Annotated in this window: 18 protein-coding genes and 1 pseudogene; 9 read left to right on the top strand and 10 right to left on the bottom strand. The window is 63.1% G+C overall.

Annotated features, from left to right (window positions below):
• Positions 1–211: 211 nt before the first annotated feature.
• Entirely contained in the window at positions 212–943 is a 732-nt protein-coding gene (locus J2T07_RS14095) for an outer membrane protein (RefSeq protein WP_306850745.1), read from the bottom strand.
• A 226-nt stretch (positions 944–1,169) separates the two neighbouring features.
• On the opposite strand from J2T07_RS14095, the gene tkt reads away from it, so the two are divergent.
• Positions 1,170–3,182 carry a transketolase gene (gene tkt / locus J2T07_RS14090; protein ID WP_306850744.1) on the top strand — a complete coding sequence of 671 codons (2,013 nt, stop codon included), beginning with the start codon at positions 1,170–1,172 and terminating at the stop codon, positions 3,180–3,182.
• 119 nt (positions 3,183–3,301) lie between these two features.
• Here the strand turns inward: tkt and J2T07_RS14085 are convergent, their stop codons facing one another.
• On the bottom strand, positions 3,302–3,865 hold the full coding sequence (locus tag J2T07_RS14085) for a hypothetical protein (protein ID WP_306850743.1): 564 nt from the start codon (positions 3,863–3,865) through the stop codon (positions 3,302–3,304).
• 182 nt (positions 3,866–4,047) lie between these two features.
• Positions 4,048–4,443, bottom strand: a complete 396-nt coding sequence (locus tag J2T07_RS14080) for a hypothetical protein (RefSeq protein ID WP_306850742.1) — start codon at positions 4,441–4,443, stop codon at positions 4,048–4,050.
• A 151-nt stretch (positions 4,444–4,594) separates the two neighbouring features.
• Here J2T07_RS14080 and J2T07_RS14075 point away from each other — a divergent pair, with 151 nt between their 5' ends.
• Complete coding sequence (locus J2T07_RS14075; RefSeq protein ID WP_306850741.1) at positions 4,595–6,685, top strand: acyltransferase family protein; 2,091 nt, start codon at positions 4,595–4,597, stop codon at positions 6,683–6,685.
• Between the two features lie 79 nt (positions 6,686–6,764).
• Here J2T07_RS14075 and J2T07_RS14070 read toward each other — a convergent pair whose 3' ends face one another.
• A complete protein-coding gene (locus J2T07_RS14070; RefSeq protein ID WP_306850740.1) occupies positions 6,765–7,415 on the bottom strand; it encodes an HAD hydrolase-like protein in 651 nt (216 codons plus the stop codon).
• Positions 7,415–8,596 carry a phosphoglycerate kinase gene (locus tag J2T07_RS14065; protein WP_306850739.1) on the bottom strand — a complete coding sequence of 394 codons (1,182 nt, stop codon included), beginning with the start codon at positions 8,594–8,596 and terminating at the stop codon, positions 7,415–7,417. Before J2T07_RS14065 ends, J2T07_RS14070 begins: the two co-directional genes overlap by 1 nt.
• Positions 8,597–8,824: 228 nt before the next feature.
• On the opposite strand from J2T07_RS14065, the gene maiA reads away from it, so the two are divergent.
• Complete coding sequence (maiA, locus tag J2T07_RS14060) at positions 8,825–9,475, top strand: maleylacetoacetate isomerase (RefSeq protein ID WP_306850738.1); 651 nt, start codon at positions 8,825–8,827, stop codon at positions 9,473–9,475.
• A 201-nt stretch (positions 9,476–9,676) separates the two neighbouring features.
• Here maiA and J2T07_RS14055 read toward each other — a convergent pair whose 3' ends face one another.
• Positions 9,677–10,759 carry a PilT/PilU family type 4a pilus ATPase gene (locus tag J2T07_RS14055; protein ID WP_430539369.1) on the bottom strand — a complete coding sequence of 361 codons (1,083 nt, stop codon included), beginning with the start codon at positions 10,757–10,759 and terminating at the stop codon, positions 9,677–9,679.
• A 120-nt stretch (positions 10,760–10,879) separates the two neighbouring features.
• Here J2T07_RS14055 and J2T07_RS14050 point away from each other — a divergent pair, with 120 nt between their 5' ends.
• The 6 genes and pseudogenes from J2T07_RS14050 to J2T07_RS14025 all read left to right on the top strand — a co-directional run.
• On the top strand, positions 10,880–11,407 hold the full coding sequence (locus tag J2T07_RS14050; RefSeq protein ID WP_306850736.1) for a DUF4398 domain-containing protein: 528 nt from the start codon (positions 10,880–10,882) through the stop codon (positions 11,405–11,407).
• The gene (locus J2T07_RS14045) at positions 11,407–12,069 is read left to right on the top strand and encodes a DUF4398 domain-containing protein (RefSeq protein ID WP_306850735.1); all 663 of its coding nucleotides are present in this window, start codon (positions 11,407–11,409) and stop codon (positions 12,067–12,069) included. The genes J2T07_RS14050 and J2T07_RS14045 overlap by 1 nt, the downstream gene beginning before the upstream one ends.
• Before the next feature lie 506 nt (positions 12,070–12,575).
• The gene (locus tag J2T07_RS14040) at positions 12,576–12,803 is read left to right on the top strand and encodes a YdcH family protein (RefSeq protein ID WP_306850734.1); all 228 of its coding nucleotides are present in this window, start codon (positions 12,576–12,578) and stop codon (positions 12,801–12,803) included.
• A 180-nt stretch (positions 12,804–12,983) separates the two neighbouring features.
• Positions 12,984–14,354 (top strand): pyridoxal-phosphate dependent enzyme, encoded by a 1,371-nt coding sequence (locus tag J2T07_RS14035; RefSeq protein WP_306850733.1) that lies wholly within the window; start codon positions 12,984–12,986, stop codon positions 14,352–14,354.
• A gap of 16 nt (positions 14,355–14,370) precedes the next feature.
• Positions 14,371–16,200 carry a glutamine--fructose-6-phosphate transaminase (isomerizing) gene (glmS, locus tag J2T07_RS14030; protein WP_306850732.1) on the top strand — a complete coding sequence of 610 codons (1,830 nt, stop codon included), beginning with the start codon at positions 14,371–14,373 and terminating at the stop codon, positions 16,198–16,200.
• A pseudogene (locus J2T07_RS14025) lies at positions 16,197–16,658 on the top strand (acyltransferase); the annotation flags it as partial. The gene glmS and the pseudogene J2T07_RS14025, both read left to right, overlap by 4 nt.
• On the opposite strand, the gene rfbD reads toward J2T07_RS14025, so the two are convergent.
• From rfbD to rfbB, 4 genes are read right to left on the bottom strand one after another with little or no spacing between them, the layout of a single operon-like run.
• Positions 16,655–17,575: a dTDP-4-dehydrorhamnose reductase gene (gene rfbD / locus J2T07_RS14020; protein WP_306850731.1), complete on the bottom strand. Its 921-nt coding sequence runs from the start codon at positions 17,573–17,575 to the stop codon at positions 16,655–16,657. The pseudogene J2T07_RS14025 and the gene rfbD overlap by 4 nt on opposite strands.
• On the bottom strand, positions 17,572–18,129 hold the full coding sequence (gene rfbC, locus J2T07_RS14015; RefSeq protein ID WP_306850730.1) for a dTDP-4-dehydrorhamnose 3,5-epimerase: 558 nt from the start codon (positions 18,127–18,129) through the stop codon (positions 17,572–17,574). The genes rfbD and rfbC overlap by 4 nt, the downstream gene beginning before the upstream one ends.
• Positions 18,126–19,013, bottom strand: coding sequence for a glucose-1-phosphate thymidylyltransferase RfbA (rfbA, locus tag J2T07_RS14010; RefSeq protein WP_306850729.1), 888 nt, complete (start codon positions 19,011–19,013; stop codon positions 18,126–18,128). The genes rfbC and rfbA overlap by 4 nt, the downstream gene beginning before the upstream one ends.
• Positions 19,010–20,053 carry a dTDP-glucose 4,6-dehydratase gene (gene rfbB / locus J2T07_RS14005; RefSeq protein WP_306850728.1) on the bottom strand — a complete coding sequence of 348 codons (1,044 nt, stop codon included), beginning with the start codon at positions 20,051–20,053 and terminating at the stop codon, positions 19,010–19,012. Before rfbB ends, rfbA begins: the two co-directional genes overlap by 4 nt.
• Between the last annotated feature and the right edge of the window lie 65 nt (positions 20,054–20,118).

The following is a 20,118-nucleotide window of genomic DNA, read 5'->3' as shown; positions in this document are numbered from 1 at the left end:
GATCTCTCCTGCTTCTTGTTCTTGTCGCGGCGCGGCCATGGGGGAATGCCGTATGCGCAGCGGCGCACGAGCGGGGATGCCGTGCGTAGAACGTTAGATGTGGCGTCCTCGCATAGATTCAATACCGCTTAGTGCAGTATTAAGAAACGATTAAGCCGCGACGGGGGTGGCGTCGCGGCTCGGTCGTTGAAGGACCGTTGTCGCGCGAAACTTAGAAGCGATATTCGCCGGCGAGCGACACAATGCCGGTGGAACGCTTCAGGCCCCGGGAGACTTCGCCCGTGGTGTTGTTGCGGACCTTGCCGGCGTCGGCATGGAAGTAGTCATAGCTGACACCCACGCCGAAATGCTCGTTGACGTCCCAGCCGGTGCCGAGACCGGCATACCAGCTGCCGCGATCCGGATGGCCGCCACTGGAGAAGCCGAGATCCTGACCCACGCTGTTGTTGTAGTTCTGGTTGTTGTCGTTCGCACGGAAGTAACCGCCGTGCGCGCTGATGTACCACTGCGGCACCAGGTTGATCTTGCCGTTGACACCGACCATCCAGCCGCGCAGCGCGTTGCGCGTGCCCTTCTGGTCCACGTCCTGGCCCGACTCGAAGACGTTCTTCACACGATAGTTGCCGAGGTCCGTGTAGCCCGCCTCGACACCGAGGCCCAGGTCCGGACCGACCTTCCAGCGGTAGCCACCGAGCAGGCCGTAGCCCGTGCGACGGTCTTTTTCGCCGTGAAGGAAGTTGAATCCGCCGGTGTCGCTGCCGAAGCCACCGGTGTCGCTGCCGTTGGTGCGGCCGACATTGGCGCCGATGAACCAGTTGCCGCTACCCACGGCCTGGCTGGGCTGGTAATTGCCAGACACAGCGGGGTTGCTGTCCTGGGCGAAGGCCGGAATGGCCGCGAACGAGACGCAAGAAACCGCAAGGGCAAGAGCTGCCTTTTTCATGGAGATGTTCCTCTTCTTTTCGGGGCGGCCACCGTCCGGTTGGGGGATGGGGGAGGTCGATGGCCGTGAACGATTAGAACCCTCCGTACCTGAAGAGATTCAAAAATCGGTGTCAAAAGATTAAGGCGGGGTTAACTTGTGCGTTGCGACACGAACGTCCACGACAAGCAGGAACCAATGCGCGACAATCGGGGTTTTTCCGACGCCTGTTAACTGGAGAACGCCGATGACGACACGCCGCGAACGCGCAAACGCGATCCGCGCACTGGCCATGGATGGTGTCGAAGCCGCCAAGTCCGGGCACCCGGGCATGCCGATGGGCATGGCCGACATCGCCGAAGTGGTGTGGGGTGACTTCCTCCACCATAACCCGACCAATCCGCATTGGCCCAACCGCGACCGGTTCGTGTTGTCGAACGGCCATGGCTCCATGCTGCAGTACGCGTTGCTCCACCTCACCGGCTACGACCTCGGCATCGAAGACCTCAAGCACTTCCGCCAGCTGGGCTTCCGCACCGCTGGCCACCCGGAGTACCACCACACCCCGGGCGTCGAGACCACCACGGGCCCGCTTGGCCAGGGCCTTGCCAACGCTGTCGGTTTCGCCATCGCCGAGGAGGTGCTGGCTGCGCGCTTCAACCGGCCTGGCCACGACATCGTCGACCACCACACCTTCGTGTTCGTCGGTGACGGCTGCCTCATGGAAGGCATCTCGCACGAAGTCTGCTCGCTCGCCGGCACGCTGAAGCTAGGCAAGCTCGTGGCCATCTACGACGACAACGGCATCTCGATCGACGGCGAAGTCCACGACTGGTTCACCGATAACACCGCCGAGCGCTTCCGTGCCTACGGCTGGAACGTCGTCGTCGGTGACGACGACAAGCCGGTGGACGGCCACGATGCCGAAGCGATCAAGAAGGCCATCGCTGCCGCCACCTCGCAGAGCGAGAAGCCCTCGCTGGTGATCTGCAAGACGGTGATCGGTTTCGGCGCACCGAACAAGGAAGGTAAGGAATCCTCGCACGGCGCCCCGCTGGGGCCGGACGAAGTGAAGGCCGCCCGGGAAAAGCTGGGCTGGAAGTACGGTCCGTTCGAGATCCCGGAAGAAATCTACGTCTCGTGGGATGCCAAGGAAGCCGGTGCCAAGGCGGAGAAGTCCTGGAACGAAAAATTCGAGGCGTATGCGAAGGAATTCCCGGAACTCGCCGCCGAATTCAAGCGCCGCATCGCCGGTGAGCTGCCGTCCAACTGGAACGAAAGCGCCGCCGCCTACATCAAGAAGCTGCAAGCCGAAGGTCCCGTGGTCGCTTCGCGCAAGGCCTCGCAGATGGCACTCGACGCCTTCGGCCCGCTCCTGCCGGAACTGATCGGCGGCTCGGCCGACCTCGCCCCGTCGAACCTCACCATCTGGAAGGGTTCGAAGAACATCGCCACAGGCGGTGCTGAAGGCAACTACATCCATTACGGCGTGCGTGAGTTCGGCATGACGGCGATCTCGAACGGTATCGCCCTGCACGGCGGTTTCGTTCCGTACGATGCCACCTTCCTGGTGTTCTCCGACTACGCGCGCAACGGCGTGCGCATGTCGGCGCTGATCCCGGCGCATGCGATCCATGTCTACACCCACGACTCGATCGGTCTGGGCGAAGACGGCCCCACCCATCAGCCGGTGGAGCACTTGGGCTCGCTGCGCCTTATCCCGAACAATCGCGTGTGGCGCCCGGCCGATGCCGTGGAGTCGGCGGTTTCGTGGAAGAAGGCCATCGAGCGCGCGGGCAACCCGTCGTGCCTGATCTTTTCGCGCCAGAACCTCAAGCACAATCCGCGCACCGAACAGCAGGTCGCCGACATCGAGAAGGGCGGCTACGTCCTTTGGGAATCGCAAGAGAAGTTCAAGGCGATCATCATCGCCACCGGCTCGGAAGTCGGCATCGCCGTCGAAGCCGCGCAGGCGCTGGGCGACCAGGGCGTGCCGGTCCGCGTCGTCTCGATGCCCTGCACGGAAGAATTCGACGCACAACCGGTCGAGTATCGTGAAGGCGTGCTGCCGTCGTGGTGCCGCGCCCGCGTGGCGGTGGAAGCGGCCAGCGTCGACTTCTGGGCGAAGTACATCGGCCTGGATGGTAAGGCGGTCGGCATGACGACCTTCGGCGCGTCCGCCCCGATCGACAAGTTATATGAACACTTCGGCATCACGACCACGGCGGTGGTGGATGCGGTGAAGGGCGTCATCAAGTAAGACACAGGGGCTCCCGAAATGAACGTCCCCGGAAGTTGGACGCCCGTCCAACCTCCGGGGCGGTTCCGAAAGCAAACCTCATGCTTCAGGGCTCTCGATAGCTTTAAGGGCTCTGTGCTTTACGGACCTTGGTTTAGATCGCCGTGTAACTTCTTTGGGCAGGCGTGTGGATCTCCAACGCAGTAAGGGCCGTTGCCGAGTCTGCCGGGGACGTGGTCGTATTCCCGCGCCGACCAAACCGGCTTGAAGCCGAGCTGCTTATAGAGTGTGGTACCCGGCCCGGGGGTATTTCGCGCGACTCGGCCGGGAGCCAGAACCATGGCCTGCCCGTACTCGGTGATGGCAAGTACGCGATCACGTCCATTACTTCCGGTCCACCAGATAGCCCTGCCTACACCGTCGTACAGCACGAAGTTGCCGTCGTATTGCATGATCGCGGTCACTGCGCCTCGGCCAGTCGTATTGGTCGACCAGATCGGCCTCTGCAAGCCATCGTTGCTGTAGACGACGAAGTTGCCATCGTGCTGCATGGTGCCCAGATAGCGGCCGTCCTCGGAATGCATGACTTGTCCGGTAACGAGGTTTTCTCCCGGCAGGAGGATTCGCGCACTCACTTCGCCGCTGCCTGCCAGCGCGGCGAACGACAGGCAAGCGAATGTGCCGGCTTGGATTCGTTTCAACATCGATTTGTACTCCCTTGGCGTTGCATCCACCTTTGTGGTGGACATGAGCACGGTAGGGCTGTCTGGCAAGTGGCGATAACGTCCTGTGTCGATTAGGAATGTCGTTGTTTTCGGTATATGAACGCCGGCGAACCCTTCTGATGGCCCTCTGATACCTACGTCACAAGCGGAAGCATGCTTGCTTAACGCACGCTCCCGGTGAAACTCCCAAAAGGGGAAGCGTATGGATCGGGAGGAGGCAGGGAACGCTTGCCGATGTCCCCCGTGTCGTCGCGGCTGCCGCCAGAGATTTTGTCTGTTGCCATGAGTGCGAAGAGGGCGGCCCGTGTGGCCCATTCGGCAGCAGCGCTATAGCGACGCGGTTCGGTGAAAGGGATGCCGATGACGCGCCGGGGCGCCCGCTTCGTGTTGATAACTTCCGGCACCAGAGGCGACGACCAGGACCGAGCCTGGATCGGGCTGGCCGGGTTCACGAGGTTTCGCCCGTTGCTTGTCGACGCGACATGATTTGCCGCCACGACCTCAACTGTGAGGGTGATGCTGACGACGGTGGCCCACATGATGCGAAGCTTACGCATGGTTTCTCCATGGATGCATGGCGCCTATCTGGCGTCTCCGGGAGACGATAGGTTGTCGGGCAGGTCGCAAATAGCGGCTCTTGCCGCAATCCGGTGACGGATATCGCGCAGCTTTGCTACCCTCGCGCTTCCTTAGGAATCGTCTCCCGTCATGATGACAGTCGCTCGATCGCCACATCCCTATCTCCCTTACATCGATGGCTTGAGGGCCATCGCCGTTGCCGCTGTCGTCATTTACCACCTTCACGGGGACTGGCTTCCCGGTGGTTTCGCCGGTGTCGATGTGTTTTTCGTGATCTCTGGGTTCGTGGTGAGCGCTTCACTCGCCGCGCGCGAGCGAACATCCTTTCGTTCGTTCGGCCTCTACTTCATTGCACGGCGACTCCAGCGCATCGCACCGGCATTGATCGTCTGCCTGCTCGTGACGACACTGGTTTGCGCGCTCCTGATTCCCGACGCATGGCTGAGCGAGGGAAACGAGCGGACTGGACGCTATGCTTTCTTCGGACTCAGCAACGTCGTTCTCGCGCGGGGCACGAACAGCTATTTTTCGCCCATTTCCGAGTACAACCCGTACACCCATACATGGTCGCTCGGTGTGGAGGAGCAGTTTTACCTTTTGTTCCCGCTGCTGTTCTGGACGTGGACCTTCGGCGGGTATTGGCGCCGCCTGGTCACCGGAATGTTTGTCGTCCTTGGCGCGGCGAGCTTCTTATATGCATTGCATCTGCGCGATGCTGATGCTTTGTCGGCATTTTACCTACTGCCCTCGCGATTCTGGGAACTCGCCATCGGCGTCGTCCTTTATCAAGGCATGACGCTGACTGGCAGACGTTTCGATGTCGCCGAGACGTCTCCATATAGCTCTGTGAAAGCCGTCGCCGCCGTGTCTGGCTGTGCATTGATGGCTTACGGATTCATCACCGGGGCGGCGACGAATTTCCCCGCGCCGGGTGCCATCGCACCCGTACTCGGTACGGCCCTTGTATTAGCCGCCTTGCACGGCCAGCCGCTGTCGTCGTCGATAGCGCGGCTGCTGACCTCGCCGCCGATGCGACGTCTGGGTGCGATGTCGTATTCGCTCTACCTCTGGCATTGGCCGGTGCTAGTCGTTTTCCGCTGGACATGCGGCCTCGACACACCTCTGAAAATGACGGCGGCTGTCGCGTTGGCGCTTGCGCTGGCGTATCTCTCATGGCGTTTCGTCGAAAATCCCGTGAGAAGTTCCTCTCGTATCCGTACGATGCCACGTTGGCAGGTTGTAGCCTTGGGTGCCGCCATCTTGTTCGTGGGCATGAGGCTGCACCGGTTTATAGATGCAGAGCAGGGCGCATGGTCCCTTAGCACCGTGTCCAGGCACGCGGCCGACTGGTACCCGACTTCAAAGAACAAACGTGACACGGTGGCTGTATGCGGCGTCCCCAAGCCTCGGGTCGATACCGTTGGTGAAGGCGTTCGTATCAGCTATGTACGGTCTGCCTGCCCCGAGCCGGTAAACGCACCCGACGTATTCGTCATAGGCGATTCGCATGCGATGGCATTTGGGTCGATGTTCGATGCCTATGCCGAACGGACGGGAGCGCGCGTGACGCTCTATAACAACGGTGGCTGCGCATTCCTGAGTCTTCAACCGGACCGTGAAGACAGCGTACACTGCCGTGTGAGTACGGAGAGTGCGGTCGGCGACATCTTGCGCCGTGTGAAGCCCGGTGACGTGATTTTCCTGCCGTCATTGCGGATGCCGCGTTTCGTCGACCAGTGGGTTCGTTATCCGCGCGACCAGGTGCTCGATAGCATCTTCGGTGAACGGGCCGCAGCCGCCCGTGAATCAGCGTCGAAGGTGGCCGTCGCCATGCTCGATCGGCTCCGTTCCACCCATGCTCGCATCGTCGTAGAGGCTCCGAATTTGCTGTTGAACGCACCAGCCTATCGCTGTGCCGATGCGTGGACACGCGCCAATCCCCTATGTGTGGATGGAACCGCCGTGGATCGCGCCGAATTTGAACGGCTCAGGGAGCCTATGTTGAAAGCCGTCGACCGTCTTGCCGCACAGGTGCATGGAACGAGTGTGTTCGACCCATTCCCCTTGCTTTGCCGGCCGGGGCCGACGTGCGACGGTTATCTCGACGGGCACCCCCTGTTCTTCGACGGCGATCACGTGAGTGCGTATGGCAATCGGGTCCTGCTACCGGCATTCGTCGCTGCGATGCGTCTAGCGGCAGGACCGTTGCCCGACGCATGACCGACCTGCGCGGTGCGTGCTGCCTGGCCATCGGACGGACATCCACATGGAGGCGGTTCCGTCCAAGGTCTTATCTGGTTCAGCTGGCGATCGGCGCGTCAGCGAGAAGTGTGATTTCAGCAGGCGCTTGAATCATCCTCCAAGCGCCGGCCTTTTCCAGCTCGTCACGATCGCCAAAGCCCCACAGTACGCCGACACCACGCACACGATTGGCAACCGCACCTTCGATGTCGAAGCGTCGGTCGCCGACCATGATCGTGTCGTCGGCGGGGTGGCCGAAGTCGGCCAGCGCCGCCGCGATCATCTCGGCCTTCTCGCTATGCGCCGTGGCAGGGCCGGGAGCGTAGAGGCGTTCGAAGAGGTGGCCGAAGGGGAGGTGGGCGAGGATGGGTTCCGCGTGCGCACGCACCTTGCTCGTCACCACCGCCAGGCGGTGGCCCGCGCCGGCGAGGGTTGCGATGGTATCCGCGACGCCGTCGTAGACCGTGTGCTCGGACCAGCCGATCTCGCGGAAACGCTGGGAGTACGCGGCGACCGCTGCTTCCACGCGAATGCTGTCACCGTCGAGTACTTCGCCAAAGCTGACCCGCAAAGGCGGGCCGATCCAGGAACGCAGTATCGTGTCGTCGGGTGCCTCCGCCCCGACGCTCGCCAGTGAATGGCGAACGCCGGCGAAAATGCCGATCTCCGAGTCGATCAGGGTGCCGTCGAGGTCGAAGAGGACCAGCATTATTTGCTATCCGCGCGGGCCTGGAGTGCCGCGACTGCCGGCAGCTCCTTGCCTTCGAGAAATTCCAGGAACGCGCCACCGCCCGTGGAGATATAGGAGACGCCGTCCTCGATACCGTATTTGTCGACTGCCGCCAGGGTGTCGCCACCGCCTGCGATCGAGAAAGCCTTCGACGCGGCGATGGCGCGTGCCAGCGTCTCGGTGCCTTTGCCAAAGGCATCGAATTCGAACACACCAACCGGGCCGTTCCACACGACCGTCCCAGCCTTGGCGATCAGTTCGGCATAACGCTTGGCCGTGTCGGGGCCGATGTCGAGGATCATCTCGTCGTCGCCCACCTGGTCGACGGCCTTCACCGTGGCCTTGGCGGTAGCGGAGAACTCCGTGGCGACGACGACGTCCGTCGGTACCGGGACCTCGGCACCGCGCGATTTGGCATCGGCCATGATCTTCTTCGCGGTATCGAGCAGGTCGGCCTCCACCAGCGACTTGCCCACCTTGTGGCCGGCGGCGAGGATGAAGGTATTGGCGATGCCGCCGCCGACGATCAACTGGTCGACCCGGCCGACGAGGTTTTGCAGCAATTCGAGCTTGGTCGATACCTTCGAGCCGGCGACGATCGCCAGCAGCGGGTGGTCGGGATTCTCGAGCGCCTTGCCCAGCGCGTCGAGCTCCTTCGCCAGCAGCGGACCGGCGGCAGCGACCGGCGCGAAGCGGATCACGCCGTGCGTGGAAGCCTGTGCGCGGTGCGCGGTGCCGAAGGCGTCCATGACGAAGATGTCGCAGAGGGCGGCATATTTCTTCGACAGGGTTTCGTCGTCCTTGCCTTCGCCGACGTTCATGCGGCAGTTCTCGAGGACCACCACCTCGCCGTCGGCCACGTCGACGCCGTCGAGGTAGTCGCGGACCAGGCGCACGTCCTTGCCGAGCTTCTTGCCCAGCCATTCGGCCACGGGCTTCAGGGAGGAAGCTTCGTCGAACTCGCCCTCCTTCGGGCGACCCAGATGGGAAATGACCATGACCTTCGCGCCGGCGTCGCGCGCGGCGACGATGGTGGGCAGGGCGGCATCCAGGCGCTGCGTGGAGGTGATCCTGCCGTTCTCCACGGGGACGTTGAGGTCTTCGCGGATCAGCACGCGCTTGCCGCGCAGGTCGAGGTCTTGCATGCGGGTGACGGACACGGTGGGCTCCAGCTCTGGGTCGAGGGGAAAACCGATATTGTCCGCGTCCCTGGGGGGTGGGGCAAATCCGATCGCCGACAGGGTCGGCTCCCACCAGGCTTCGCGGCTCCGATGAAAGGTTGGCTGCAACCCGGTGGGAGCCGACCTTGTCGGCGATCCGCGCGGCGGCGCGGCAAGGCTTCCCCGCCGCCAGCCATTAGAATCCGCGACGCCATAGAAGGAAGCCACATGTCCCTCGTCCTCTACACCTATTGGCGCTCCAGCGCCGTCTATCGCGTACGCATCGCCTTGAACCTCAAGGGGCTCGAATACGAAGTGCGCCCCGTCCACCTGGTCAACGATGGCGGCGAGCATCTGAAACCGGCCTACCGCGCGCTGTCCCCGCAGGCGCAACTACCCACGCTGCTCGATGGCGACCGCGTCATACGCCAGTCGATGGCGATCATGGAGTACCTCGACGAGACACGGCCCACGCCGCCGTTGATGCCGGCCTATGCGGCGGGCCGGGCGCGCGTTCGCGAATTGATGCAAGCGGTCGCGGCGGATATCCACCCGTTGGGCAACCTGCGGGTGCTCAAGACCATCGAGTCGGAGTTCGGAGCCGATGCGGCGGCGAAGGAGGCGTGGTCGCGCCGTTGGATCGCACGTGGATTCGACGGGCTGGAGGTCTTGCTCGCGCAGGGTCCCGCGGGACGCTACAGCCATGGCGATACGCCCACCCTGGCCGATGCCTGTCTTGTGCCGCAGTTCTACAACGCCGTGCGCTGGGGAGTGGACCTGACGCCGTATCCGACGATCCGGAGGGTGGCGGAGGCATGCCAGGCATTGGAGGCGTTTCAGCGGGCTGCGCCGGAGGCGCAGCCGGATGCACCGCGTTGACTTTGGGGTTACGGGGCGCCTCTGAGGTTAAATGTGGGAACCGCCAAACGTGTGAGAACCGACTGGTGTGAGTGCCATTGCCACTGTGGGAGCCGCTTCAGCGGCGATCCCGCGGCAGCGGGCCAAGTGGCGGCAAGCCCCCATCGCCGCTGAAGCGGCTCCCACACCAAGTGGCTGACACACTTGAGCGCTATCGAGCGGCTAGACGCCGATTCCGTACGGGTCGCTCGACGCGAACTCGTTACCCGACGCCCCTTCCGACAGCCGGATCTTCAGTGCCAGGCCGTCGCGCGAATCGGCCTTGTTGAGGCATTCGTCGAGGGTGATCTGGCCGTCCTTGTACAGGCGGTAGAGGGACTGGTCGAAGGTCTGCATGCCCTCCTGCAGGCTCCGGTCCATGGCGTCCTTCACCTCGTGGATCTGGCCCCTGCGGATCATGTCGCGGATCAGCGGGGTGTTGAGCAGCACCTCGGTGGCCGGCATGCGACGGCCGTCCTTGCCGATCACCAGGCGCTGACTGATCACCGCACGCAGGTTCAGGGCGAGGTTCATCAGCACGTTCTTGTGCGCCGATTCCGGGAAGAAGTTGAGGATGCGCTCCAGCGTCTGGTCGGCGTTGTTGGAGTGCAGGGTGGCCAGGCACAGATGGCCGGTCTCGGAGAAGGAGATGGCGGCCTCCATCGTGTCGGTGTCACGGATCTCGCCGATCATGATCACGTCCGGCGCTTCGCGCATCGCGTTCTTCAGCGCCTCGTGATAGCTGTGGGTGTCCAGTCCCACCTCACGCTGGTTCACGATGGAGCGCTTGTGCCGGTGCAGGTACTCGATCGGGTCCTCGATGGTGAGGATGTGGCCGGAGCTGTTGCTGTTGCGGTGGTCGAGCATGGCGGCCAGGGTGGTCGACTTGCCCGAGCCGGTGGCGCCCACGACCAGGATCAGGCCGCGCGGCTCCATGATGAGGTCGCGGAAGATCGTGGGTAGGCGCAACTCTTCCAGTGAAGGGATCTCGCTCTTGATCGCACGGATGACCATGCCGATCTCGCCGCGCTGCTTGAACACGTTGATGCGGAAGCGCCCGGCTTCCTTCACGGCCAGGGCCATGTTGAGTTCGAGATCGCGCTCGAACTGGGGCACCTGGCCTTCGTCCATCAACGAGTAGGCGATTTTCTTGACCATGCCGCTCGGCAGGCCGGTATTTCCGAGCGGGTAAAGCTTGCCTTCCACCTTGATGTTCACGGGGGCGCCGGTCGTCAGGAACATGTCCGACGCGCCCTTGTCCACCATTAGCTTCAGGAAATAACCGATATCCACCTAAACCCCCGGGCGTTCGCATTACAATCGAGACGACGGTCTCACTGACCTGTATATCGACAATATCTCGCAAATCTGTATGAGGAACGAGTGATGGTGCACAACTTGCCGTCGAAAGCCCTGTCCCAGGGCCGCCGGCTCCTTGCCGTGGCCGCCCTGGCCATGGCGATCGCCACCCTCGCTGGCTGTGCCAGCGTGCCCCCGCCCGATGGCGCCATGAACCAGGCCCTCGCCCAACTTCAAGCCGCGCGCGATGCGGGGGCGGCCGATTATGCGCCGGTCGACCTCGATTACGCGCAAAGCAAGTTCCGCCAGGCCCAGGCGGCCATGGCCAGCCGCAAGTACGACGAGGCGGCCGCGCTGGCCGAGGAGTCCCGTGCCGACAGCGAGCTGGCTCGCGCCAAGGCTCGTCTCGGCGCCGCCCGCGCGCAGAACACCGCCAAGAGCCAGGAAAACTCACGGATGCGCGTGGAGATGATCGACAACCACGCCAACGACACGGTGCCGATTCCCAGCAACGTGCATGAATCCGAGACGGTCCTGCCGGAGCCGACGGACAGCACCCCGCCGCCGCCCGGCGGCCAGACCCAGCCCCTGAACGACAACCAGGGAGGCCAGTGATGAAGCGTTCGACCCTCCTCCTTTCCGCGCTCGTCCTTGCCGTTTCGGCGGGTGGCGCCATGGCCGCCACCGACGACCTCGACGTGCGCCGCCTGAATTCCAGCCTCGACCAGCTCTCGTCCGATCCGACCCTCGGCGGCTATGCCCAGGCGGAGCAGGCGCGTGCCCGCGAGGCGATCAATCAGATGGCCCAGTTCAAGCCCAAGGACAAGGAACACGCCCACTACCGGTACATCGCCGAGCGCCGCGTGGACATCGCCAAGGCCATGGCCCAGTACCAGGACGCCCAGAACAAGAGCGCCCAACTCGACCGCGAGCACGATGCCATCCTGCTCGAGGCCAGCCGGCTCGACGCCGAGATGGCCCGCCGCCAGCTCGAGCAGCAGCGCATGCAGAACCAGATGATCCAGGAAGAGGCCACCCGCCTGCAGCAGCAGGGCCTGGAGTATTCCCAGGCGCTGGAACAGGCCAAGGCGGAAGGCGAGAAGGCCCGCCAGGTGGCCGCCGCGCAGGCCAAGGTCGCCAACGCCGCCAAGAAGCAGGCCGCGCTGGCTGAGGCCGCCGCCCGGGCGATGCGTGACATCAACTCGTCCGACGGTGGCGCTCCCGCCTCCGCACCGGCCACGAGCACGCCCAAGAAGAGCAAGAAGGGCGGCAACTGAGGTTATTGCGGGGCGACTCTCGAGGGGCCCCACGGGCCCCTTGTAGATCCTGGCGGAAGCTCTAAGGCTAGCCTCGCATGATCCCTGATGCCCCCCGCCGGGATGCTCTAGTGGAGCCTCTGATGGAGCCCTGGTGGGAACCCGGTGGGAGCCGATCTTGTCGGCGATCCCGCGATAGCGGCCAGACCTCCGCACCGTCCAGCCCAAGCCCTGGCCGTACATCAGGCCCGCCAGCCGACCGGAAGCCTGCCGCGTAAACCGTTGCAGCGGCAACTTTTTTTCTGCGGGAAATTCAGAAAAATCGCCCTTGCACCCCCCTGGCGAGCGGAGTAGCTTCGAACTCCCGTCACGGGAAAAACACGTGGCGGCCCTGCCGGAGCATGCGTACGTTCACCAGGCACATCGCATCGCGATCCTCCCTTCCGCCGATGCGCGGACAGTGCCTCGCATGTCTCCCCTCACGACCGGCCCGCGCCGCGGGCCGATCCCACCGCGAGGAGATTGCTATGTTCGAAAACCAGCAGCGCGACGACGTCGAGAAGTTCATCCACGCCGATGCCGAAACCCGTCGTCTCTTCTACCGCCACCAGGAACTCGATACCAAGCTGCACGACGCCAACATCGGCTGTCTGCCCATCGACGACAAGAGCCTGGCGGGACTCAAGAAGGAAAAGCTGCAGGCCAAGGAAAAACTCCAGCGAATGTGGGAAAGCTGGCAAAAATTACGACACTGAACCGGTTATCCGGTCCAGGACGAGAACGGGCACGGGAACGTGCCCGTTTTTTTGTGGTCTTCCCATACATCGTTTTGGATCGGCCGTGAAGCCGGGCATCGGTTCAGCGCGGCACCCTTTATCATGTGCGCCCAAAGGGCGAGGTCGAAGGGGCCGCGCCGGATCAACCACGGAGTCCCAATGAGTGTTCATGACAGCGTCCTCGAACTGATCGGTCGCACCCCGATGGTGCGTGCCCAGCGCCTGGATACGGGCTGTTGCGAACTGTTCCTGAAGCTCGAGAGCGCCAATCCGGGCGGTTCGGTGAAAGACCGCATCGGCCGGTCCATGATCGAGGGCGCCGAACGCGCCGGGAAGATCAAGCCGGGCGATACCCTTGTCGAAGGCACTGCCGGCAACACCGGCCTCGGTCTGGCGCTGGTCGCACAGCAAAAGGGCTACCGCCTTATCCTGGTCGTCCCCGACAAGATGAGCCGCGAGAAGATCTTCAACCTCAAGGCGATGGGCGCCGAGGTGGTGCTTACCCGGTCGGACGTGGCCAAGGGCCACCCCGAGTACTACCAGGACATGGCCGCGCGCATCGCCCGCGAAACGCCCGGGGCCTACTTCATCAATCAGTTCGGCAACCCGGACAACCCGCTGGCCCACGTGCAGACCACGGGCCCGGAAATCCTCGAACAGCTCGATGGCAAGGTCGACGCCATCGTGGTCGGTTGTGGTTCGTCCGGCACGATGAGCGGCCTCACCGCCTACCTGCGCGAGCATTCGCCGAACACCGAGATCGTCCTCGCCGACCCGGTCGGTTCGATCCTGGCCCAGTACATCAACGAGGGTACGCTATCGGAGAAGTCCGGCAGCTGGATGGTGGAAGGTATCGGTGAAGATTTCCTCCCGTCGATCAGCGATTTCTCGATGGTGAAGAAGGCGTATGCCATCAGCGACAAGGAAAGCTTCCTCGCCGCGCGCGAGCTGTTGGCGAAGGAGGGGGTGCTGGGTGGTTCATCCACGGGTACCCTACTTGCCGCCGCGCTCAAGTGGTGCCGCGAACAGACCACGCCGAAGCGTGTGGTGACCCTGGTCTGCGACACTGGCAACAAGTACCTGTCGAAGATGTACAACGACTACTGGATGCTCGACAACGGCTTCCTCGAGCGCGAGCGCTTCGGCGACCTGCGCGATCTCATCCTGCGTCCGTATGCCCAGCGCGACACGGTGGTGGTGAAGCCGGACGACATGTTGATCACCGCCTACAACCGCATGAAGTTGTACGACGTATCGCAGTTGCCAGTGATGGAGGACGACCGTCTTGTCGGCATCCTGGACGAATCCGATGTGCTCCTGCACGTGCATGCGGACGAAACCAGGTTCCGCGATCCGGTGTCGACGGCGATGATCGCGTCGCCGGAAATGCTCCAGGTCACCTCGCCGATCGAGGCGCTGCTGCCTGTGTTCGAGAAGGGGCATGTCGCGATCGTGATGGATGGTGAGCAGTTCCTCGGCCTCATCACGCGTATCGACCTGCTCAATTACCTGCGCCGCAAAGTCAATTAAGGAAGGGGGAAGCGTCATGTGTGGAATCGTCGCCGCAGTCGCGCAGCGTGACATCGCGCCCATTCTCATCGCCGGGCTGAAAGCCCTGGAATACCGTGGCTACGATTCCGCGGGCATGGCCATCGCCGATGGCGGCGAGATCCGCCGGGTCCGCGCCAAGGGCAAGGTCCGCGAGATGGAGGCCCTCTATGATGCCGACCCCGTGCCGGGCGGTACGGGTATCGCGCATACACGTTGGGCGACGCACGGCGTGCCGAGCGAGAAGAATGCACACCCACACGTGCAGGGCCGCATCGCGATCGTGCACAACGGCATCATCGAGAACTATGCCTCGCTGCGCGAGTCGTTGAGGGCCAAGGGCCGCACCTTCCATTCGGAAACCGACACCGAGGTGATGGGTGCGGTCATCGACGAGCACGTGCAGGCGGGCAGGTCGCTGCGCGAGGCGGTGACCGCCGCGGTGCGCGAACTGGAAGGTGCCTATGCCATCGCCGTGATGAGCCTCGATGAGCCCGAGCGCATCGTTGGCGCACGCCGTGGCTGTCCCTTGCTGGTCGGTATCGGTATTGGCGAACATTTCCTGGGTTCAGACGCGCAGGCGCTGATCAAGGTCACCAACCGGATGATGTACCTCGAGGAGGACGACGTCGTCGAGATCACCCGCGACACCGTCGAGGTGTTCAACCTCGATGGCCAGCGGGTGGACCGCACCGCGCATGAAAGCGAGATCAGCGCCGACTCCGTCGAGCGTGGCGAATACCGCCACTACATGCAGAAGGAAATTTTCGAGCAGCCGCGCGCCGTCGCCGATACGCTGGAAGGCCGCATTGGCCCGCACGGCGTACTGCCGAACATCTTCGGTATCGATGCCGACCCCATTCTCGACAAGACCCGTGGCATCCACATCGTCGCCTGCGGCACCAGCTATCACGCCGGCATGGTCGCCAAATACTGGATCGAGGAACTGGCACGTATCCCGGTCGTGGTCGAAGTGGCCAGCGAATACCGCTACCGCGATGTGGTGGTGCCGGAGAACACGCTCTTCGTCGCCGTGTCGCAGTCGGGTGAAACCGCCGACACGCTGGCCGCCATGCGCGAGTCGCGTCGACGCGGCTACCTCGCCACCTTCGCCATCTGCAACGTGCCGGAATCCTCGGTGGTGCGCGAGTCCGACCTGCGCCTGATGACCCGGGCGGGCCCCGAGATCGGCGTGGCTTCGACCAAGGCGTTCACCACCCAGCTGGCCGCCTTCGCACTGCTGGCGCTGGACCTTGGCCGCCGCCGTGGCCTGGACGGTGCCCGCTACCTCGACCACTGCAAGGAACTGCAGTCGCTGCCGCGCTATATCGAGAACGCGCTGAAGAGCGAGCCGGAAGTCCTGAAGATCGCCGACCACTTCATCAACAAGCAGCACGCGCTTTTCCTGGGGCGTGGTGCGCAGTATCCGGTGGCCCTGGAAGGTTCGCTGAAGCTCAAGGAGATCTCCTATATCCACGCCGAGGCTTATCCGGCAGGTGAGTTGAAGCATGGCCCGCTGGCGCTCGTGGACGAGAACATGCCGATCGTCGCCGTGGCGCCGAACGGCCCGCTGCTGGACAAACTGAAGTCCAACCTGCAGGAAGTGCGGGCGCGTGGTGGCGAGCTGATCGTGTTCGCCGATGAACGTGCCGAGATGGACACGGAAACGGCTCATGTCGCTACCGTGCGCGTGGACGGTGGCGGGGACCTGATCGCCCCGGCGGTGTTTACCGTGCCGATGCAGTTGCTGGCGTATCACGTGGCGGTGCAGCGTGGAACCGATGTGGATCAGCCGCGGAACCTGGCGAAGTCGGTGACGGTGGAATGAGCGACCAGCCGTACATCCATGCTCTCGCCGATGTGCAGTCGCTGCGCATCGGCGAGCGGACGCGGGTGTGGCAGTTCGTCGTGATCCTGCCGGGGGCCGCCATTGGCGACGACTGCAATATCTGCTCGCATTGTTTTATCGAGAACGATGTGGTCGTCGGTGACAGGGTGACGGTGAAGAGTGGGGTGCAGTTGTGGGATGGGTTGCGGCTCGAGGATGACGTTTTTGTCGGGCCGAATGTGACGTTTACCAATGACCGGTTTCCGCGGTCGCGGGAGCATCCGGGAGCGTTTCCTCAAACTTATGTTCGCCGGGGGGCCTCTATCGGCGGTGGGGCGACGATCCTTCCGGGGGTGGAGATCGGAGAGCGTGCGATGGTTGGAGCGGGAGCGGTCGTGACACGCGATGTGGCGCCCCGGGCGATCGTCGTGGGATCGCCGGCGAAGGTCATCGGTTATGCCGATGCGCTGGGTTCGTAGCCACCGCTCATCATGACGTGTAGATCGTCGCGCCAGTCCGGCGGCGTCACACCGAACGATGTGGCGATCCTTGTTGTATCGAGCACCGACCAGGCAGGGCGTTCCGCAGGCGTGGGGTAGCCGGTGGTATCAATGGGAAGGACGGTCGGTGGTTCTTGCAATCGTCTCGACGCGACCGCCTCGTCAAAGATGGCATTTGCGAAGCCGTGCCAAGTGGTTTCACCTGTTGCGGTCAGGTGGTAAACGCCACGTTTCTTGTGGCGCGACTGGGATTCCTTCATCCATTTCCTCGCAACTTGCGCAGTCGCAGTTGCCAGGAATCCGGCGCTCGTTGGCGTACCGTGCTGGTCGTTCACGATGGCAAGTTGCTTGCGCTCGACGCCCAGTCGCAGCATGGTGGTGAGAAAATTTCGTCCATGCAGGCTGTACACCCAGGCTGTGCGCAGTATGAGGTGGTCCACATCCACCTTCTCGAGTGCGCGTTCGCCGGCAAGCTTGCTGCGCCCGTAGACACCGAGGGGGGCGGTGTCGTCGTCTTCGCTATAAGGGTGGCGGGCAGTTCCGTCGAAGACATAGTCGGTTGAGTAATGGATCACCGCGCCGTTCCATTCGGACGTAACGGCACCGATGACGGCAGGCAGCGTCGCGTTGATCAGCATGGCGCTGGGTTCGTCGCCCTCCGCCTGGTCGACCGCCGTATAGGCGGCCGCATTCACCACCAGATCCGCACGTTCGCGGCGAAGGAGCCTGTCGACCGCCGCCAGGTCGGCGAGATCGCAACGCAGTGCTTCATCTTTCGCCAGCCGTGACGAGGCACGCACGGTGCCGGCGGTGGCGAGTGCGCCGCGCAGATATCCACCTAATTGCCCGTCGGCACCGAGCAGGAGGATCTTCATGGCACATAGTCGGGGAGGCGCTCACGTGGCACCTCGTCGAAGAAGGGTGCCTTGCGGTCCTTCTGCGAAAGTTGGGGATCGGAGATTGGCCAGTCGAGGGCGAAGCGCGCATCGTTCCAGCGGATCGCCGCATCCGCGGCCGGGTCGTACAGACTGGTGCACTGGTAGGTGAACGTCGCCTGCTCCGATACTACGCAGAAGCCGTGAGCGAATCCTGGGGCTATCCAGAGGTGTCGCTTGTTTTCACCCGAAAGCATCACGGCAACAGACTTGCTGAACGTCGGGGAATCCGGACGTATATCGACAGCGACGTCGTAGACTTCGCCATCGAGGACACTCACCAGCTTGCCCTGTGGATTGGGCCACTGGTAATGCAATCCGCGTAGTACTCCTCGTTGCGATCGCGAAACGTTGGTCTGCACGAAGGTGGTATCGATTCCGGCGGCGGCGAAGCGCGCCTGGTTGAAGCTTTCATAGAAGAAGCCCCGTTCGTCACCGTGCACCGTCGGTTCGATGATGACGACACCTGGAAGCTCCGTGGCAATGCATTTCACGCGTGTCCATCCTGCTCGGCGAGGCGGAGAAGATACTGGCCATAACCGACCTTGGACAATGGCTCGGCAAGGCGCACCAGCTGCGCACGGTCGATCCAGCCGTTGACGAAGGCGATTTCTTCGGGGCAGCAGATCTTCAGGCCCTGCCGGTTCTCGATGGTCTGGATGTAGTTGCCGGCTTCCATCAACGACTCGTGGGTACCGGTGTCGAGCCACGCGTGACCCCGGCCGAGTTGCTCGAGATGGAGCTGGTCTTGCCGAAGATAGCGACGATTGAGATCGGTGATCTCCAACTCACCGCGGACGGAAGGCGTGAGTTCGGCTGCATAATCCGCCGCGTGCCCGTCGTAGAAGTACAGGCCGGTCACGGCGTAGTTGGATTTGGGTTCGACAGGCTTCTCCTCGATGTCCTGGACCTTGCCGTCGGGTCCGATCGTGGCGACGCCGTACCGTTGGGGATCCCGCACCCAATAACCGAAAACGGTGGCACCCTCATCGCGCGCGTCGGCACGGCGCATCCGGTCGATCAGGCCTTCGCCGTAGAAGATGTTGTCGCCTAGCACGAGGCAGCTCGGAGCTCCTCCCAGGAAATCACGACCAATCAGGAAGGCCTGGGCCAGGCCTTCCGGGCTGGGCTGCACGGCATAGCTGATAGAGATGCCCCATTGAGATCCGTCACCCAGCAGGCGCTGGAACATCGCCTGCTCGTGGGGCGTGTTGATGACCAGGATCTCGCGGATGCCCGCCAGCATCAACGTGCCCAAGGGGTAGTAGACCATCGGCTTGTCGTACACCGGGAGCAACTGCTTGCTAACCCCCTGGGTGATCGGATACAGCCGGGTGCCTGACCCACCGGCAAGGATGATTCCCTTTCGCTTCGTCATTGTCCTAGCCGTTCCATCCGGTAACTACCATCGAGGATGCCTGCCACCCATGCCTGGTTGGCGAGGTACCAATCCACCGTATGTGCCAGGCCGGAGCCGAAATCGTTGCATGGTGTCCAGCCTAATTCGCGCTGGATCTTGCCTGCGTCGATGGCGTAGCGCCGGTCATGGCCTGGCCGGTCCCTGACGAAACGGATGAGTGATTCACGAGGAGACTTGGCTGGTAGGCGCTCGTCGAGCAGCGCGCAGATCGTCCTCACGACAGCGATATTGGTTTGTTCACTGTCGCCACCGATGTTGTACGTCTCGCCCCGCACACCCTTTTCCAGCACCATGGCGATGGCGTCGCAGTGGTCCTCGACGAAGAGCCAGTCACGCACGTTCATGCCGTCGCCGTAGACAGGAAGCTCCTCGCCGGCCAGCGCCTTCTGGATCACCAGCGGTATCAACTTCTCAGGGAACTGGTACGGCCCGTAATTATTCGAGCAGTTCGTCGTCAGCGTCGGCAGGCCATAGGTATGGTGGAAGGCGCGAACGAGATGGTCCGAGGCTGCCTTGGATGCGGAGTAGGGAGAGTTCGGGGCGTAGGGGGTGCTCTCGGTGAAGCGACCCTCGGGGCCCAACGATCCATAGACCTCGTCGGTGGACACGTGGAGGAAGCGAAACGCCGCTCCCTCGGCCGCGGGAAGGCCCCGCCAGTGATTCCGGGTGACTTCCAGCAAAGTCAGTGTCGCCGTGACATTGGTCTCGATAAAGGCGGCCGGATGGTCGATCGAACGGTCCACATGCGATTCGGCTGCGAAATTCACCACGGCATCCGGCCGGTGTTCGGCCAGCAACGCCGAAACAAGTGCATGATCGCCGATGTCACCGCGCACGAAGCGATGGCTGGGATGATCGCGCAAGCTCGTGAGCGTTGCCAAGTTGCCTGCGTAGGTCAGCTTGTCCAGGTTGATGACGCGATGGCCCGCAGCCACCGCTCGGTGGACGAAGTTACCACCTATGAACCCGGCGCCGCCGGTGACCAGGAATGTGGACATGAACGACCTTGGCGTGGCCCTGGGCGAGGTCCCGCGGGCGATGCCGGCGATTATGGGCGATCCCG

The sequence above is a fragment of the Luteibacter jiangsuensis genome, from assembly GCF_030812295.1.
Taxonomy (GTDB): Bacteria; Pseudomonadota; Gammaproteobacteria; order Xanthomonadales; family Rhodanobacteraceae; genus Luteibacter; species Luteibacter jiangsuensis_A.
This window is presented reverse-complemented; position numbering and strand designations above follow the sequence as displayed.

Coding starts and splice junctions, on each gene's coding strand:
- J2T07_RS14095 (WP_306850745.1), bottom strand. CDS start 943: ATGAAAAAGGCAGCTCTTGCCCTTGCGGTTTCTTGCGTCTCGTTCGCG.
- tkt (WP_306850744.1), top strand. CDS start 1,170: ATGACGACACGCCGCGAACGCGCAAACGCGATCCGCGCACTGGCCATG.
- J2T07_RS14085 (WP_306850743.1), bottom strand. CDS start 3,865: ATGTTGAAACGAATCCAAGCCGGCACATTCGCTTGCCTGTCGTTCGCC.
- J2T07_RS14080 (WP_306850742.1), bottom strand. CDS start 4,443: ATGCGTAAGCTTCGCATCATGTGGGCCACCGTCGTCAGCATCACCCTC.
- J2T07_RS14075 (WP_306850741.1), top strand. CDS start 4,595: ATGATGACAGTCGCTCGATCGCCACATCCCTATCTCCCTTACATCGAT.
- J2T07_RS14070 (WP_306850740.1), bottom strand. CDS start 7,415: ATGCTGGTCCTCTTCGACCTCGACGGCACCCTGATCGACTCGGAGATC.
- maiA (WP_306850738.1), top strand. CDS start 8,825: ATGTCCCTCGTCCTCTACACCTATTGGCGCTCCAGCGCCGTCTATCGC.
- J2T07_RS14055 (WP_430539369.1), bottom strand. CDS start 10,759: ATGGTGGACAAGGGCGCGTCGGACATGTTCCTGACGACCGGCGCCCCC.
- J2T07_RS14050 (WP_306850736.1), top strand. CDS start 10,880: ATGGTGCACAACTTGCCGTCGAAAGCCCTGTCCCAGGGCCGCCGGCTC.
- J2T07_RS14045 (WP_306850735.1), top strand. CDS start 11,407: ATGAAGCGTTCGACCCTCCTCCTTTCCGCGCTCGTCCTTGCCGTTTCG.
- J2T07_RS14040 (WP_306850734.1), top strand. CDS start 12,576: ATGTTCGAAAACCAGCAGCGCGACGACGTCGAGAAGTTCATCCACGCC.
- J2T07_RS14035 (WP_306850733.1), top strand. CDS start 12,984: ATGAGTGTTCATGACAGCGTCCTCGAACTGATCGGTCGCACCCCGATG.
- glmS (WP_306850732.1), top strand. CDS start 14,371: ATGTGTGGAATCGTCGCCGCAGTCGCGCAGCGTGACATCGCGCCCATT.
- rfbD (WP_306850731.1), bottom strand. CDS start 17,575: ATGAAGATCCTCCTGCTCGGTGCCGACGGGCAATTAGGTGGATATCTG.
- rfbA (WP_306850729.1), bottom strand. CDS start 19,013: ATGACGAAGCGAAAGGGAATCATCCTTGCCGGTGGGTCAGGCACCCGG.
- rfbB (WP_306850728.1), bottom strand. CDS start 20,053: ATGTCCACATTCCTGGTCACCGGCGGCGCCGGGTTCATAGGTGGTAAC.